Below are 15,621 nucleotides of genomic sequence, written 5' to 3'. Positions count from 1 at the left end.
TGCTTGGTACAAACCTCTTAATGAAGCCGGCAATTGACGCAAGCGCGGTGCGGGTCTAAAGGGTCGTTATCCCGTGGTGATTTGGCCGGTCGGCTTGCAGCCACGTTAAACAAGTCGCTAAAGGACCGTCGGGCCGCAAGGCCGTATGGACCGGTTGCGACTTTCGCGGCCGGTTTTTTTGTGTCTGGAAGAAAAGCGATGAGCACCAAGAAGCGCAACTGGAAGCCTCAGACGGCACTCGTGCACAGCGGAACGCTGCGTTCCGGTTTCGGCGAAACGTCAGAAGCGATCTATCTCACCCAAGGCTATGTCTACGAAACGGCGCAAGCCGCCGAAGCCCGTTTCAAGGGCGAAGAGCCGGGTTTCATCTATTCGCGCTACGCCAATCCGACCGTCGACATGTTCGAGAAGCGCATGTGCGCGCTGGAAGGTGCGGAAGACGCGCGCGCCACCGCGTCCGGCATGGCGGCGGTAACGGCCGCCCTTCTGTGCAGCGCCAAGGCCGGCGACCATATCGTGGCGGCACGCGCGCTGTTCGGCTCCTGCCGCTGGGTGGTCGAGACGCTGGCGCCGAGATACGGCATCGAGGCGACGCTGGTCGACGGCACCGACATCGCCAACTGGGAAAAGGCGGTCAAGCCGAACACCAAGCTGTTCTTCCTGGAAAGCCCGACCAATCCGACGCTGGAAGTGGTCGATATCGCCGCTGTCGCTTCGCTTGCCAATTCGATCGGCGCCAGGCTGATCGTCGACAATGTCTTCGCCACGCCCCTGCAGCAGAAGCCCTTGCAGCTCGGCGCCCATATCGTCGTCTATTCGGCGACCAAGCACATAGACGGCCAGGGGCGCTGTCTCGGCGGCGTCATCCTGTCGGACAAGAAGTGGATCGACGAGAACCTGCACGACTATTTCCGCCATACCGGCCCAAGCCTTTCGCCTTTCAACGCCTGGACGCTGCTGAAGGGCCTGGAAACGCTGCCGCTGCGCGTACGCCAGCAGACGGAAAGTGCCGGCCGGATCGCGGATTTTCTGGCCGAACGGCCGGAAATCGCGCGCGTCATCTATCCCGGCCGCGCCGACCATCCGCAGGCCGACATCGTCAAGAAGCAGATGTCGGGCGGCTCGACGCTGATCTGCCTGGACGTCAAGGGCGGCAAGCAGGCGGCCTTCGCCTTGCAGAACGCGCTCGACATCGTCCTGATCTCCAACAATCTCGGTGACGCCAAGAGCCTGATCACCCACCCGGCGACGACGACGCACAAAAATCTCAGCGACGAGGCGCGCGCCGAGCTCGGCATCGGGCCGGGCACGCTCAGGCTGTCGGTTGGCCTGGAGGATGCCGACGATCTGCTCGAGGACATCGCGCAGGCGCTGAAGGCCAGGTAGGAGGCCTTCAGGCGCCGGACGGCGTCTCTTCCAGCTCGGCCGTCTTGGTGCCGATGGTCATCGCATTGCCGCGCCAGTCGACGGCGCCGCCGAGCCAACCGCGCCCCCACATCGCCGGCAGGATCAGGTCGCGCGCCATGATCGCGGCGACCATGCGTGGCGACAGGTACCAGCCCTTGGACCAGGCCAGGGCGCACTCCGGAAGATAGAAGGCCGCCAGCACGGCAAGGGCGGTTGCCCAGAGGCTGAAGCCGGCGCTTGCCGCTGCAATCAGCGCAAGCACCAGCGGCACCACGGCGCCGGTCAGGATTTCGGGTGCGAAGAACAGCGGGAAAGTGACGCGGCGCAGGCGCGCCCAACGGGCCTGACGCGACCAGATCTCGTCAAACGAGCGCCGGCCAAGCGGCTGCTCGAAGGGGGCGGCGACGAGATTGACGCGCAGGCCGAGACTGTTCACCAGCTTGGTCGCAGCGGCATCCTCGGCGATCTCGGCGGCCAGCGCGCGGATGCCGCCATTGGCATCGAGCATCGGCTTGTTCCAGAGCATGCTCTTGCCCTGGGCAAAGCCGAGGCCGAGCGCCTCGCCGGCATATTGCCAGCGCGCCTGCAGCGTGTTGAGGAAAGCGCATTCGACCTCGGCCCAGAAGCCGGCCGGCCGCGAACCGATCGGCGTCGAGCAGACAAGGCCGGTGCCGGGCCGCCAGGCAGCCATCAGGTGCTGGATGTAGTCCCTCGGCATCAGCACGTTGGAATCGGCCAGGACGACCCAGTCGTGCCGCGCCGCTTCCCAGCCCTTGACGCAATTGTTGAGTTTCGGATTGGCGCTGATGCGGTCGTCGCCGACAAGCAGCCGGGCCGGCACTTTCGGAAACCGGACGATCGTCCTGTTTATCAATTTGACCACCGGATCGTCGGCATGGGCGACGCAGAAAATCAGCTCATAGCGCGGCCAGTCGAGCGAGAAGGCGCGCTCCAGCGTCTCCTGCGTGAACGGCTCGACGCCGCGCGACGGCACGACGATCGACACCGGCCGCGGCTTGCCGGCCGGCGGCGCAATGGTGCGACGCCGTCTCAGACGCGACGCGGCGAGCACGATGCTGGCGAGATTCGAGAGGATGAGGACGGTTGAAAGCGTGGCGGATATGAGAGTGAGTTGCATCGAGATCCGGTCACTCCAGGAAAACCGGTCCGCAAGACGGCCGGTTTCAACAGTTCAGCAGAGCGCCCGAGTCGCGCGTCACCAGTCCGCGCACACCATCATTGTCATATGTCACTTAAATGACATTCTTTGTCGGCACCTGCCCGCGAGGTCGGCCAGAGGAGGCTTCGATCGGTTGACCTAACCGCACGGAGCGCCGAAAGTTCCGCTGGAACCGTTTTTTGGAGCCGCTTATGTATAGCGCCGTCACGCGCAACATCGAAGTGCAGGTCAGGCCGTTCTATCTGGAGGACCGTTCGGATCCCTCTGAGAACCGCTATGTCTGGGGCTATCAGATAACGATCGACAATCAGTCGGACGATTTCGTGCAGCTTCTGTCGCGCTATTGGCACATCACCGACGGCACCGGCCGGGTCGAGGAAGTGCGCGGCCCCGGCGTGGTCGGCGACCAGCCCGAACTCAATCCCGGCGACAGTTACCAGTATACGTCCGGTTGCCCGCTCTCGACACCGTCCGGCATCATGGTCGGGCATTACACGATGCGCAACAAGCGGGGCGAGACGTTCGACGTCGCCATTCCGGCGTTTTCGCTGGACTTGCCGGGGACGCGGCGGACGGTGAATTGATTTCGCCTCACCGGCCGCGGAGCGACCGGTGAGGCGTGGTTTCTACTCTACTGGGCCGCGAATTCCGCCGGGTCGAAATCATATTGCTTCGAACAGAATTCGCAGGCGACGTGGATGCCGCCGTCTTCGGTGCTGTCCTTGATCTCCTGGGCGGAAAAACCCTCGAGGATGCCGCGGATCTTGTCCCTGGAGCACGAGCACTGGTCGGCGACCGGAACGCCGCCGAAGACGCGCACGCCATGCTCGTGGAACAGCCTGTAGAGCAGCCGCTCGGCGCCGATCGTGGGGTCGATCAGTTCGGTCGGCTCGATGGTGCCGAGCAGAGCCAGCAACTCCTGCCAGGAATTGTCGACCGGATCGTGGATCTCCTCACGCGGATCGCCATCGCCGCCCGGCAGGTCCGGGACGCGCATGCGCTCGGGCGACTGCGGCAGGAACTGCGCCAGGATACCGCCGGCGCGCCATTGCTCGCGGGCGCCGCCGGGACCGGGCGTCAAAAGCTTGGCCACCGACAGCCTGATATCCGTCGGGATCTGCTCCGACTGACGGAAATAGGTGCGTGCCGCGTCTTCCAGGGTCTCGCCATCGAGCTGGACGATACCCTGATAGCGCTGCGTATGGGCGCCCTGGTCGATGGTCAGCGCCAGCACGCCACTGCCGAGCAGCGTCTGCTGGGAGGTTTCGCCCGCCGCGACCAGCGCTTCCAGCCGGTCGGCATCGAAACGCGCATAGGCGCGCAGCGCCGAGGGCGTGGAAAAATCCGCAACCAGCATGTCGACGGGCCCGTCGGTGCGGGTCTGCAGGATGAACTTGCCCTCGAACTTCAGCGAAGTGCCGAGCAGCACGGTCAGCACACAGGCCTCCGCCAGCAGGCGGGCGACCGGCTCGGGATAATCGTGGCGGCTGAGGATGGCGTCCAGCATCGGCCCGAGTTGGACCGTGCGGCCGCGCACGTCGAGAGGGCCGACCTCGAACGGCACGACGTGATCGTCGCCGGCATAGCCGAATTCGCCGAGTTTGGGGTGATGTTCAGTCACTTGATAGGTTTCCAACATGACAAAGCTCCAGGGCGCGGCCATGCCGCCCTCCGGGGCGCATGCGTCGAAACGCGCTTGATTTGCGTGATGCGGCGCAAATAGGCATCACACGCCCGCAGATCAAGCTCCCAGGGATCAAGCGCCCAGACACTTCAAGCGCCTAGACACCAGGCAAGCACGGCCTTCTGGGCATGGAGCCGGTTCTCGGCTTCGTCGAAGACCACCGAATGCGGTCCGTCGATAACCTCGTCTGTCACTTCCTCGCCGCGATGCGCCGGCAGGCAGTGCATGAACAGCGCGTCCGGCTTGGCTCTCGCCATCAGCTTGGCATTGACCTGGTAGGGCGAGAACACATTGTGGCCGCGGGCGCGATGCTCCTGGCCCATCGACACCCAGCAATCGGTGACGATGCAGTCGGCCTGGTCGACGGCTTCCTCGGGCGAGCGGGTGAAGTGCAGCTTGCCGCCATGCGCCTGCGACCAGTCGATATGCTTCTGCGCCGGCTCGCTGCCTTCGGGAACGGCGACGTTGAGGTTGAAGCGGAACCGGGCCGAGGCCTCGAGCAGGGAATGCAGCACATTGTTGCCGTCGCCGGTCCAGGCGATGGTCTTGCCGGCTACCGGACCGCGATGTTCCTCGAAGGTCATGATATCGGCCATCAGCTGGCAGGGATGGGTATCGTCGGTCAGTCCGTTGATCACCGGCACGGTGGCGTTCTCGGTCAATTCCAGCAGCCGCTCATGCGAGGTGGTGCGGATCATGATCGCATCGACATAGCGCGACAGCACCTTGGCGGTGTCGGCGATGGTCTCGGAACGGCCGAGCTGCATCTCGGTGCCGGTCAGCATGATGGTCTCGCCGCCGAGCTGCCGCATGCCGACGTCGAAGGAGACGCGCGTGCGCGTCGACGGCTTGTCGAAGATCATCGCCAGCACCTTGCCTTCGAGCGGTTTGGTGCGCTCGCCGGCCTTGAGCCGCGCCTTTCGCACCACCGCGTCGTCCAGCATCAAGCGCAGGTCGCCTTCGGAAACGGTGGAAAGATCGGTGAAATGGCGAACTGACATCAGCAATGATTCCGGGATTACTTCGCCGCGGCGGAAGCGATCGCCTCCGCCAGGCCCTTGGCGCCGGCGCGGATGCGGTTGAGCGCGTCATGGATCTCGGCGTCGGTGACGGTGAGCGGCGGCAACAGGCGAATGACGTTGTCGCCGGCCGGAACCGTCAACAGGTGCTGGTCGCGCAAGGCCATGTTCACCTTGGTGTTGGGCATGGCGCATTTGAGGCCGAGCATCAGCCCGGCACCCCTGATGTCCTCGATGATTTCGGGAAACTCGTCGGCGACCGACGCCAGACCCTGCTTCATCAGCAGCGCCTTGCGCTGGACATCTTCGAGGAAGCCGTCTTCCAGCACGACATCGAGCACGGCGTTGCCGACCGCCATGGCAAGCGGGTTGCCGCCGAACGTGGTGCCATGCACGCCGGCGGTCATGCCGACCGCCGCTTCATCCGTGGCAAGGCAGGCGCCCATCGGGAAGCCGCCGCCGATACCCTTGGCAATCGCCATGATGTCGGGCGTTACACCCGACCATTCATGTGCGAACAGCTTGCCGGTGCGGCCGATGCCGCACTGGACCTCGTCGTAGATCAACAGCAGGCCGTGCTGCTCGCACAATTGCCTGAGCCGCTTCAGCGACTGCGTCGGCACCGGGCGGATACCGCCCTCGCCCTGCACCGGCTCGATCAGGATCGCGGCCGTCTCCGGCGTGATCGCCTTTTCGGCGGCGTCAATGTCGTCGAAGCCAACCTGGTCGAAACCTTCGACCTTGGGGCCGAAGCCCTCGAGATACTTGTACTGGCCGCCAGCCGCGATGGTCGCCAGCGTGCGGCCATGGAAGGCGCCTTCGAAGGTGATGATGCGGAAGCGCTCGGGATGGCCTTTGACGAAATGGTAGCGCCGCGCCGTCTTGATCGCGCATTCCAGCGCCTCGGCGCCGGAATTGGTGAAGAACACCTTGTCGGCGAAGGTGGCGTCGGCCAGCCGTTCGCCAAGCCGGCTCTGCCCGGGGATCTCGTAGAGGTTGGAGACATGCCACAGCTTGGCTGCCTGCTCGGTGAGTGCGGCGACCAGGTGCGGATGGCTGTGGCCCAGCGAATTGACGGCGATGCCGCCGGCGAAATCGAGATATCGCTCGCCCTTGTCGGTAATCAGCCATGTGCCTTCCCCGTGGTCGAAGGCCAGGGGTGCGCGAGCAAAGGTCTCGTAAAGCGCCGAACCGCTCATTATATGCGTCTCCGGTACCGGAAAATCAAAAAAGCCGCCAAAGCGGCGGCCTGTGCGGCTTATCCTGTTTTTCGGCCATGAAGTCAACGAAAACGTCGCGTAGTGGCGCGCGGCAAGCCCCCCGACGGGACGCCGGCTCATAAGCGACCGGGCAAGTTGGGGAAAACCGAAAAAACCGATTCGTGTTGCACTTGGGACTCTTGTCACCGAGTCAGCGCATAGAGTAGTTGTAGTCGAGAAATAACTAGATTTCGTGCGGCGGACCTAATCACCAGATATATGTGGTGTCTGCCCTGGCAAATGTTGCCGGGTCGGGAGAAGGATTCCGATTGCCGCACGCTTAGAGGAGCGCGGTCTCATGAACTGGACTGACGAGCGGGTAGAACTCTTGAGAAAACTGTGGTCGGAGGGTCTGAGCGCAAGCCAGATTGCTGCGCAGCTTGGAGGGGTCAGCCGCAATGCGGTCATCGGGAAGGTGCATCGGCTGAAACTGTCGGGCCGCGGTCGCTCGACCGCCACGCCGGCACGCCAGAAGAAGGCAGCGCAAGGATCGACCGTCCAGAAATCGGTATCACGCGCCGCAACCACGGCACGCCATGTCACGACATCGGTCGGCGCGACCGCTTTGCAGACGCAGTTCGACGCCGAACCCGTGGCACGCCATTACATCCGCCCGGTCGAAAATGTCGTGCTGCCGATCTCGCGGCATCTGCAGCTGGTCGAGCTGACCGAGCGGACCTGCAAATGGCCGAACGGCGATCCGCTTTCAGAGGACTTCCATTTCTGCGGCAACGATGCCGCCGAAACCGGTCCCTACTGCAAGTACCACGCCCGCGTGGCATTCCAGCCGGCATCGGAGCGGCGGCGGAGCAGGTAGATAAGGGAATAGGGGAGTAAGGCAGTAGGGCAGTATGTGCGCGGAAAGTCGCGCTCACGAAATGCCACCCTACTGCCCTACTGCCCTACTGCCCTACTGCCCTACTGCCCTACTGCCCTACTGCCCTACTGCCCTACTGCCCTACTTCACAACCAGCCATTCTTCCTGAACCGCCAATACAGAAACGCGCAGATCAGCGCGATCGTGGCCAGTACCACCGGGTAGCCGTATTCCATCTTCAGTTCCGGCATGTCGCTGAAGTTCATGCCGTAAATGCCGGCGAGCGCCGTCGGCACCGCCAGGATTGCGGCCCAGGAGGCGAGCTTCTTGGTGTTGGCCGTTTCCTGACTCTGGCCGACCAGCAAGCTCGCCTCGAAAGCAAATGCCAGCACCTCGCGCAGGCTGTCGATCTTCTCCTGAACGGTGCGGATGTGATCGGTGACGTCGCGGAACAGCGGATGCATGGCGGTGTGGATCTGCGGCAGCTCGGCGCTGGTCAGCCTTCGGCAGACTTCGACCAGCGGAAGCGCGGCATTGCGCAGGCGCAGGAGATCGCGGCGCAGCATATAGAGCCGCTCTATGTCGGGAGCGGTCATCGGCTTCAGCAGAACCTTGTCCTCGATCGCCTCGACCTCGTCCTCGATCTGCTCGAGCACCGGCATGTAATTGTCGACGATGAAATCGAGGATGGCATAGAGGACGAAATCCTCGCCCTTGGCCAGCGAGTGCGGGCAGCTTTCCCAGTGCTGACGAACGGCGGCATAGGACGTCGAGGGACCGTGCCTGACGCTGACTATGTAGCCTGAGCCGACGAACAAATGGGTCTCGCCGAAGGTGACCCGGCCCTCGATCAGCTGCGCGGTGCGGGCGACGATGAACAAGGCGTCGCCATATTGCTCGATCTTCGGCCGCTGGTGCGGGTGCTCGGCATCCTCGATCGCCAGCTCATGCAGGTGAAACTGCGCCTGGACGCGCAGCAACAGGTTACGGTCGGGCTCCAACAGGCCGATCCAGACGACGTGACCGGATTTTTTTGCCCATTCGCCGGCTTCCTCGATGGGAATGTCGGCGATGCGGCGCCCCGCCGTGTAAACGCCGCAAGCGATAATGCCGGATATCGGCGCAGGCGCCGGGGTCAGGTTCCGAACATTTTCCATCACGACCTCCCGGAGCAAATCCACGGACGAGGATAGAGGCAAAGCCCGGAAAGCTTATCGTAAATCGGGTGACGGTTCGAGAGGCGGCGTTCACTTCACCGGCTGCGTCTCGGAAAGGCTGATTTTGTCGGTCTTGTCGCCCTTGGGCCGCTCAGCCGGCAACTGATCGCCGGTGACGATGTAGTAGATGGTCTCGGCTATGTTGGTGGCGTGATCACCGATACGCTCGATGTTCTTGGCGCAAAACAGCAGATGCGTGCAGGGGGTGATGTTACGCGGGTCTTCCATCATGTAGGTCAGCAATTCGCGAAACAGCGATGTGTACATGGCGTCGATCTGGTCGTCACGATCGCGCACGAAGCCGATTTTCTCCACCGAACGGGACGCGTAGACGTCGAGCACTTCCTTGAGCTGGGTCAACGCCAGGTTGGAGAGGGCCTCGAGGCCGCGGAACAGGCTGGTCGGCTGGCGTCCGTCGGTGACGGCGACCACCCGCTTGGCAACGTTCTTGGCGAGATCGCCAACCCGTTCGAGGTCGGCGGAGATGCGGATGGTCCCGACGATCTCGCGCAAATCCGCCGCCATCGGCTGACGCTTGGCAATGATGATGATCGCCTTGTCGTCGATTTCGCGCTGGCCCTCGTCCAGTACGGTATCGTCGCGGATGACCTTCTGGGCAAGGCCCGGGTCGGCATTGACGAGAGCGGTGACCGCCTGTTCGACCATGCGCTCGGCATGGCCACCCATCGCGGCGATGCGCTTCGACAGATATTTCAACTCCTCGTCATAAGCGCTGACGATGTGCACGGACTGCATGGCAAAATGCCTTCCCACGGGGTGTTTTGATTTTGAGTCGTTTCCTCGAATCCCCGCTGATACGCTAGCCGGATGACAGAAAAAAGAAACAGTCCCCTTGAATTAGGGCGATATCAGTGCGCCGGCAAATGAACCGAGAATGCCGCGCCGTTGCCGACTTCGGACTTGATCGAAAGCCGGGCGTTGTGGCGCGTCAGGATATGCTTGACGATCGACAGGCCGAGGCCGGTGCCTTTCTGGGTCCGGCTGGTCTCGACATCGACGCGGTAGAAGCGCTCGGTAATGCGCGGAATGTGCTCCTCGGGAATGCCAGGGCCAAAGTCCCTGATCGTCACGTCGATGCCCGGCTCTGGTCCGGCATCGCTATGCGCTATGGATACAACCACGCGCCCACCCGACTGCCCGTATTTGCAGGCGTTTTCCAGGAGGTTCTCGAAAACCTGGAAAAGCTCATCGCGATCGCCAGGCACATGAAGCGGTCCATCGGCGTAGCGCCGCTCGATGGCAACGGCGTTTTCGCTGGCCAGCGGTCCGAGCGAGTCGATGACGCTGTCGACGGTCTGGCGCAGGTCCACCTCGGTTCCCGGCTTCAAATAGGGTTTCATCTCGAGCCGCGACAGCGACAACAAATCGTCGATCAGACGCGCCATGCGGCCGGTCTGGCTCTGCATGATCTGCAGAAACTGGTCGCGCGCCGCCGCGTCGTTGCGGGCTGGCCCGCGCAGCGTTTCGATAAAGCCGGCGATGGAGGCAAGTGGGGTGCGCAGTTCGTGGCTGGCATTGGCGATGAAGTCGGCGCGCATGCGGTCGATCCTGCGCGTTTCGCTCTGGTCCTTGAACACCAGCACATAGAGATCGGTGGCGTGACCGACCGAGGACACGCTCACCCGGTAAGCCCGTTCGACCGGCAGCTTCTCCATGTAGTCGACGACATCCGAGGCGACATCGCCCGATAGCACGCCATCCAGCAGAGCCTGCATTTCCGGCGCCCGGAATTTCAGCGACAGCGACATGCCTGGCGCGATGCCGCCGAAAGCGGCGAAGGCGGCGGCGTTGGCATGGACGATGGTGGCAGCCCGGTCGAAGATGATCAGCGGATCGGCGACGGCGGCGGCCAGATATTCACCCGAGAGCCGCTGCAGGCCGATGGCCTCGATGGCAGCGCCGCTGCCGGTGGATTGGCGCGCGCCGGCGGCCGGCAGTATTGCCGCTGCAAACAGCAACAGCAGCGCCGCAAGGACGACATAGGCTGAAATCCCGGCCAAGGCATAAACGGCGACGATCGCGACGACGCCGGCCGCAAGCAGCCAGCGGCTGTTCCACAGCCGTGCGGCCATGGTTTGCGCGATGCCTCTCTGCTCTGTGTCCAGGTCAGCCATCTGCCCGCGGGCCCGCACCCCATGCCTTCGCACCCGGTCCACGGTGGCGGAAAAACTTCCACTAGACCGTTCCGGAGGCTCCCCATAGCATGAGTCCCGAAGCTGGAAAGGGTTCGTCTCGATGAAAAAAGCCAAGGAAAGTCCCGCCGCGCCAACTTCGGGGCCGCTGAAGATCAGGATCGGCGGCAAGGAGCGGGAGTTCGATATCGAAAACCCCGTGCTTCCCGACTGGGTCGAGGACAACAAGCTGACTGCCGGCGGCTATCCCTACGACAAGAAGATGAAAAGCGATGAGTATGACGAAACGCTCGAGAAGCTGCAGATCGAGTTGGTCAAGGCGCAGGCCTGGCTGCAGTCGACCGGCAAACGGGTGATGGCGCTGTTCGAGGGCCGCGACGCCGCCGGCAAGGGCGGCACGATCTTCGTGGTGCGCCAGTACCTCAATCCGCGCACCGCACGCAACGTGGCGCTGACCAAACCGACCCCGACCGAACTGGGGCAATGGTACTACCAGCGCTATGTCGACCATTTCCCGACTTCAGGCGAATTCGTCACCTTCGACCGCTCCTGGTACAATCGCGCCGGCGTCGAGCCGGTGATGGGTTTCTGCACGCCCCAGCAGCACGAGCAATTTCTCGACGAGACGCCGCATTTCGAGCGGATGATCTCCAACGAGGGGATCCACTTCTTCAAATTCTGGCTGAACATCGGCCGGGAAACGCAGCTCGAGCGCTTCCACGACCGCCGCTACAGCCCGCTGAAGAGCTGGAAGTTTTCGCCCATCGACGTTGCGGGCATCACCAAGTGGGACGACTACACCAAGGTGCGCGACACAATGTTCGAGCGCACCCACAAGGAATTCGCGCCGTGGATCATCGTACGGGCCAATGACAAACGGCGCGCGCGGCTGGCGGTCATGCGGCGCATCCTGTTGTCTCTGCCCTATGAGGGGCGCGATCTCGAAATCATCGGCAAGGAAGACAAGAAGATCATCGGCGAAGGACCGTCATTCCTGGGAAAACAGGATTGATGCTTTTTTGCGTCGCGCGGCAGGAACCGCGCGACGCAATCATGATGCTTAAGCCGCCAGCCTGGCGATACGCTGCAATCGCCGCAGCGTCGTATCATCCTGCAGCGCCTGCTGGAAAAGCGAGATCTCCTGATCGATGCGGTCGCAGAGGGCCTCGGTGTTCCCCTTCAGCAGGCCGCGCGTCTGCAGCAGGGCGGCGACCGGCTTCTTGACGAGCTGTCTTGCCCGACCAAGGGCCGCCTCCTCGACGGTGCCTCCCGGCACGATCTCCGCGACCAGGCCGAGCGCCCTGGCATCTTCGGCGCGAAGCGTGTCGCCGAGGCAGAAGAAGCGGAAGGCACCGGCGTAGCCGAGCTTCTGCGGCGCCAGGATGCTGGTCGCCGCATCCGGCACCAGGCCGAAATCGACGAACGGCACCCTGAACGTGCTCTCATCGGACGCGATAACCATGTCGCAATGGAACAGGATGGTGCAGCCGACACCGACGGCATCGCCATCGACGCAGGCAAGGATGGGCTTTGGAAACGTCGCCAGCGTGCGGAACAGGTCGGTGACGGCGGCAATCAGTTTCTGGTGCTTGGTGGCGTCGAGGAATTCGGAGAAGTCGCCGCCCAGACAGAAACAGCCTGCCAGGCCGCGCAAGACGACGACGCGAACCTCCTCATTGTCGGCTGCTTCATGGAAGGTCCTTGCCAGGCTTTCATAGGCCCTCCTGTCCAGCACCGGCCGGCCGTCACTCGACGACACGGTGACCACCAGCGTGTGGTTGCGAAGTTCAGGTTGCGGGTGTGTGCTCATGACTGTCTCCGATCTCATGACGCACGCCTTTGCCCGAGCATGTCGGGATATCCCCTGGCCAGCACGGGAGCAAAATGATTGCGGCGCGACCGCACCACATCGAGTGTGTGCTCGTTGAAGGTCAGCAAGGTGGCGACCACCTGCTGGTTGCCATAGGTGCGCTGATAGCCAAGCGGGGTCGCCAGGAAATGCAGTTGCAAGGCGCGCAGCACCCACATCGGCTCGAACTCGATGATCACCTTGTCGACGCCGCGCTTCAGCCCCCACTCGACGAAACCGGCAATCAGTTCGGTGCCGACGGTCGAAACGCCGCGACGACCATCGCGAAAACCGGGAGCCACCGCATAGCGGGTCAATTCCCAGATGTTTGGACCCGATGGCGGCGTTCCTTCGGAAAGATCGGTCAAGACCTCGGTCAGCAGATGTGGCCGCGTCGTCGGCAACATCCTCTGATAACCCGCCACTTCACCGCCCCTGATGACGATCTGATGGACCGCCTCGTCGTGATCGAACTGGTCGAGTTCGAGCCCGTCGGGGCGCCTGAGGTCATCCCACCCCATCTCCTCGACGAATATCTTGTAGCGCAAACGATGGACGGCCTCCCAAAGGTCGGGACGTTCCATCAATTCCTGGGTTGTAAGGGAAAAAAGCATTCCGCCGTCTCCTGCGTTCAGAGGAAGATACGGCCGTGCTTTGATGAGAAAATTGCGTGATCGCGTAGGCAAGGATTTCAGGTCGGCACGGCCGACCTAACTAATGTAGCCGCGCCGTATCGCTTCCGCGACGGCCTGCACCCTGTTGACGGCACCTAGTTTGCTTTTGGCGTTAAGAAGATGTTTCTCCGAGGTGTGTTCGGAAATGCCGAGGATTTGCGAAATCTCCCATTCGGACTTGCCGACGGCGGCCCATTGCAGGCATTCGCGCTCGCGCGGCGTCAGCACGATATGATCGATGGTCCTGTTCGCCATGGTGTGGAGTTGCATGGCGCGGCCAACCGCGTAGGTCGAGACCAGCGACACCTGGCCGAATTCGGCGGCGGACAATTCCACGGCCTCGCCGCCCAGCGACACCATGACGATCTGGCCGTCGAGCGTGATCAGCGGAAAGGCCAACCCATCGCGCAGTTTGAAGGCGCCGGCATCGCCCATCACCTCGCCGCTGCTCTTGTCTATGCGGATGCCTTGGGACGCTTCGTGCCACTGGAAGGGCGCCTGCAACTGTTTCATATGACTGACGACCGGGTCATGATCGACATAGTTGCGCGCGACATAGCGCTCCAGCCACTCGCCAGGCCAATCGCAGAGAAGCACATGCTGCTTTTGCTGGCCGGCCGGCGTGCCTGGCTGCGGGACGGTTCCCGCCATCAGTGCGGTGAGACCGAAATCCGATGTTATGCCCAGCAGCCTTTCGCAGACCGCCGCCGCCGTTGCGGCGTGCTGCAGTTGGTCTATGTATTCCAGCGTGCGATCGAACTGACCCATCGCAACATCAACCCCATGTTGCCTTGTGCATTGCGGCCAATGATGCGTGCCTGATTTACACTTCGCCACCGACCACGGATTGCAAATCGCATACTTATTTTGTGGCTCCCTCTCACCGAGGCGACCGAAGCTGATTTGCAAACCGGCTAAATCATATCCTGAAATCGGCGTGTTGAAATCAAAAACCATTGTGCCTGTACCATTTTCGTACCAAAACCGGTGCGAGCACGACTGTGGCGGAGTTTTATCTTGGCGTTCCGGTGGAGGTCCTTCGCCTTTGCGATGCTGATCGGGTTGCTGTCGTTCGCCGACGGTGCGCGCGCCGCGGCGCCTCAGGTTCCGGTGCTGTGGGATGCCAAGGAGCGGCTGCCCAAACCAGACCTTTCGACGCTGCCCCGGCTGAGATTCCTCACCACCACGGACTTCCCGCCTTTCAACTTCCTCGACGGTGCGGGAAAGCTGTCCGGCTTCCACATCGATCTGGCACGCGCCATCTGCGCCGAGCTTGGCATTGTCGAAAAATGCCAGATCCAGGCCCTGCCCTGGGCCGAGCTGGAAGGCGCACTGCAGAAAGGCGAAGGCGAGGCGATCATCGCCGGCATCGCCGCAACACCGGAATCGCGCGCGACCTACGCCTTCTCACGCTCCTATCTGCAGTTTCCGGCGCGCTTCATCATGCCGAAGGGCAAGGCGCTGACCGAGCCCGTCTTTGACAAATTGCACGGCAAGCGTGTCGGCGTGATATCAGGCTCGGCGCATGAGCGCATGCTGCGCGACTATTTCAACACGGTCCAGGTCGTCCCTTTCGACAGGCCGGAAGAACTGTATGCCGATCTCAAGGCCGGCAAGGTCGACGCCGCCTTCGGCGACGGCATGCGCCTGGCTTTCTGGCTGGGCGGCTCGGACGCGGCGGGCTGCTGCCGCTTTGCCGGCGGGCCCTATCTGGCGCCCGAATATCTGGGCACGGGCATGGCCATCGCCACCAAGGCTGACAATCCGGCGCTGGCCGCAGCGATCGACTACGCGCTGCAGGAAATTTCGATGAAAGGCACGTTCGCCGAATTTTATCTGCGCTATTTCCCCGTCAGTTTTTTCTAAAGCCAAGGACTTTCAGGTCAGGGTACGCAGCCGCGCCTTGGCCGCGCGGCCGATGGCAGCAACCGTCAGCGTGTCGAGATCGAGCTGACGCCGGATCAGCTGCAGCACCCGCACCTCTTCCATGCGCATTTCGAGGTCGACGGCGGCAACCTCGAAGGCGGCGGCATAGGCGGTGTCGCGCAGCCGCTCGGGCAAGACCACGGCGACTTCAGCCAGCACGCCCTCCAGCCCATCCTTTTCGTGCAGGCGCTTCTGGCAGTCCTGGGCAACGCCGACCAGCCTGTCGTGGTTGAAGTCCTCGAACACCGGCCAGGAGCGGACGACCTCGCCGATCCGCGCCAGTTCAACATCGGTCATGTCGCGGTCGGAGGCCGAGGTGATGACCATCAGATAGATCAGGGCTTCATGAGGTGTCGGCAATTTTTTCTCCTTGAACCGGGCCTCGAAGTTAGGAACGCCCATTCTGCACCGCAAGGAAAAAGCGCCGCACGCGTTG

The 15,621-nt window shown here is 62.8% G+C and carries 16 protein-coding genes and 1 riboswitch; of the genes, 5 read left to right on the top strand and 11 right to left on the bottom strand.

The window, feature by feature from the left end; translation table 11 throughout:
- Positions 1 to 63 precede the first annotated feature (63 nt).
- A riboswitch (SAM riboswitch) is annotated at positions 64 to 141 on the top strand.
- Positions 142 to 198: 57 nt separating this feature from the next.
- Positions 199 to 1,386, top strand: coding sequence for an O-succinylhomoserine sulfhydrylase (locus tag LB559_RS09585; protein ID WP_127384517.1), 1,188 nt, complete (start codon positions 199 to 201; stop codon positions 1,384 to 1,386).
- A 7-nt stretch (positions 1,387 to 1,393) separates the two neighbouring features.
- Here the strand turns inward: LB559_RS09585 and LB559_RS09580 are convergent, their stop codons facing one another.
- Positions 1,394 to 2,545 (bottom strand): ceramide glucosyltransferase, encoded by a 1,152-nt coding sequence (locus tag LB559_RS09580; protein ID WP_224673907.1) that lies wholly within the window; start codon positions 2,543 to 2,545, stop codon positions 1,394 to 1,396.
- A gap of 233 nt (positions 2,546 to 2,778) precedes the next feature.
- Here LB559_RS09580 and apaG point away from each other — a divergent pair, with 233 nt between their 5' ends.
- On the top strand, positions 2,779 to 3,171 hold the full coding sequence (gene apaG / locus LB559_RS09575) for a Co2+/Mg2+ efflux protein ApaG (RefSeq protein WP_224673906.1): 393 nt from the start codon (positions 2,779 to 2,781) through the stop codon (positions 3,169 to 3,171).
- 47 nt (positions 3,172 to 3,218) lie between these two features.
- Here the strand turns inward: apaG and LB559_RS09570 are convergent, their stop codons facing one another.
- The 3 genes from LB559_RS09570 to LB559_RS09560 form a co-directional block, all read right to left on the bottom strand.
- Positions 3,219 to 4,250, bottom strand: a complete 1,032-nt coding sequence (locus LB559_RS09570) for an Hsp33 family molecular chaperone (RefSeq protein WP_013533641.1) — start codon at positions 4,248 to 4,250, stop codon at positions 3,219 to 3,221.
- A gap of 110 nt (positions 4,251 to 4,360) precedes the next feature.
- The gene (gene argF / locus LB559_RS09565; protein ID WP_013533642.1) at positions 4,361 to 5,272 is read right to left on the bottom strand and encodes an ornithine carbamoyltransferase; all 912 of its coding nucleotides are present in this window, start codon (positions 5,270 to 5,272) and stop codon (positions 4,361 to 4,363) included.
- 17 nt (positions 5,273 to 5,289) lie between these two features.
- Positions 5,290 to 6,489, bottom strand: a complete 1,200-nt coding sequence (locus LB559_RS09560) for an aspartate aminotransferase family protein (protein ID WP_063170013.1) — start codon at positions 6,487 to 6,489, stop codon at positions 5,290 to 5,292.
- A 358-nt stretch (positions 6,490 to 6,847) separates the two neighbouring features.
- Here LB559_RS09560 and LB559_RS09555 point away from each other — a divergent pair, with 358 nt between their 5' ends.
- Positions 6,848 to 7,366, top strand: a complete 519-nt coding sequence (locus tag LB559_RS09555) for a GcrA family cell cycle regulator (protein WP_013533644.1) — start codon at positions 6,848 to 6,850, stop codon at positions 7,364 to 7,366.
- 146 nt (positions 7,367 to 7,512) lie between these two features.
- Here the strand turns inward: LB559_RS09555 and LB559_RS09550 are convergent, their stop codons facing one another.
- The 3 genes from LB559_RS09550 to LB559_RS09540 form a co-directional block, all read right to left on the bottom strand.
- Entirely contained in the window at positions 7,513 to 8,523 is a 1,011-nt protein-coding gene (locus LB559_RS09550) for a magnesium and cobalt transport protein CorA (RefSeq protein WP_013533645.1), read from the bottom strand.
- A gap of 90 nt (positions 8,524 to 8,613) precedes the next feature.
- Positions 8,614 to 9,339, bottom strand: coding sequence for a phosphate signaling complex protein PhoU (phoU, locus tag LB559_RS09545; RefSeq protein ID WP_013533646.1), 726 nt, complete (start codon positions 9,337 to 9,339; stop codon positions 8,614 to 8,616).
- Positions 9,340 to 9,452: 113 nt separating this feature from the next.
- On the bottom strand, positions 9,453 to 10,718 hold the full coding sequence (locus LB559_RS09540; protein WP_224673905.1) for an ATP-binding protein: 1,266 nt from the start codon (positions 10,716 to 10,718) through the stop codon (positions 9,453 to 9,455).
- 121 nt (positions 10,719 to 10,839) lie between these two features.
- Between LB559_RS09540 and ppk2 the strand changes: the two genes are divergently transcribed.
- On the top strand, positions 10,840 to 11,748 hold the full coding sequence (gene ppk2 / locus LB559_RS09535; protein WP_063171200.1) for a polyphosphate kinase 2: 909 nt from the start codon (positions 10,840 to 10,842) through the stop codon (positions 11,746 to 11,748).
- Between the two features lie 48 nt (positions 11,749 to 11,796).
- Here ppk2 and LB559_RS09530 read toward each other — a convergent pair whose 3' ends face one another.
- The 3 genes from LB559_RS09530 to LB559_RS09520 form a co-directional block, all read right to left on the bottom strand.
- Positions 11,797 to 12,546: an enoyl-CoA hydratase-related protein gene (locus LB559_RS09530; protein WP_013533649.1), complete on the bottom strand. Its 750-nt coding sequence runs from the start codon at positions 12,544 to 12,546 to the stop codon at positions 11,797 to 11,799.
- A 14-nt stretch (positions 12,547 to 12,560) separates the two neighbouring features.
- The gene (locus LB559_RS09525) at positions 12,561 to 13,199 is read right to left on the bottom strand and encodes an acyl-homoserine-lactone synthase (protein WP_013533650.1); all 639 of its coding nucleotides are present in this window, start codon (positions 13,197 to 13,199) and stop codon (positions 12,561 to 12,563) included.
- 96 nt (positions 13,200 to 13,295) lie between these two features.
- Complete coding sequence (locus LB559_RS09520) at positions 13,296 to 14,027, bottom strand: helix-turn-helix transcriptional regulator (RefSeq protein WP_013533651.1); 732 nt, start codon at positions 14,025 to 14,027, stop codon at positions 13,296 to 13,298.
- 249 nt (positions 14,028 to 14,276) lie between these two features.
- Between LB559_RS09520 and LB559_RS09515 the strand changes: the two genes are divergently transcribed.
- Positions 14,277 to 15,125 (top strand): transporter substrate-binding domain-containing protein, encoded by an 849-nt coding sequence (locus tag LB559_RS09515; protein WP_064995699.1) that lies wholly within the window; start codon positions 14,277 to 14,279, stop codon positions 15,123 to 15,125.
- Between the two features lie 12 nt (positions 15,126 to 15,137).
- Here the strand turns inward: LB559_RS09515 and LB559_RS09510 are convergent, their stop codons facing one another.
- Positions 15,138 to 15,587: a tellurite resistance TerB family protein gene (locus LB559_RS09510; protein ID WP_224618591.1), complete on the bottom strand. Its 450-nt coding sequence runs from the start codon at positions 15,585 to 15,587 to the stop codon at positions 15,138 to 15,140.
- Positions 15,588 to 15,621 lie beyond the last annotated feature (34 nt).

The sequence above is a fragment of the Mesorhizobium sp. BR1-1-3 genome, from assembly GCF_020165455.1.
Classification (GTDB): domain Bacteria; phylum Pseudomonadota; class Alphaproteobacteria; order Rhizobiales; family Rhizobiaceae; genus Mesorhizobium; species Mesorhizobium ciceri.
Note: the sequence above shows the minus strand (reverse complement) of the source record. Positions and strands in the feature narration are given on the sequence as shown.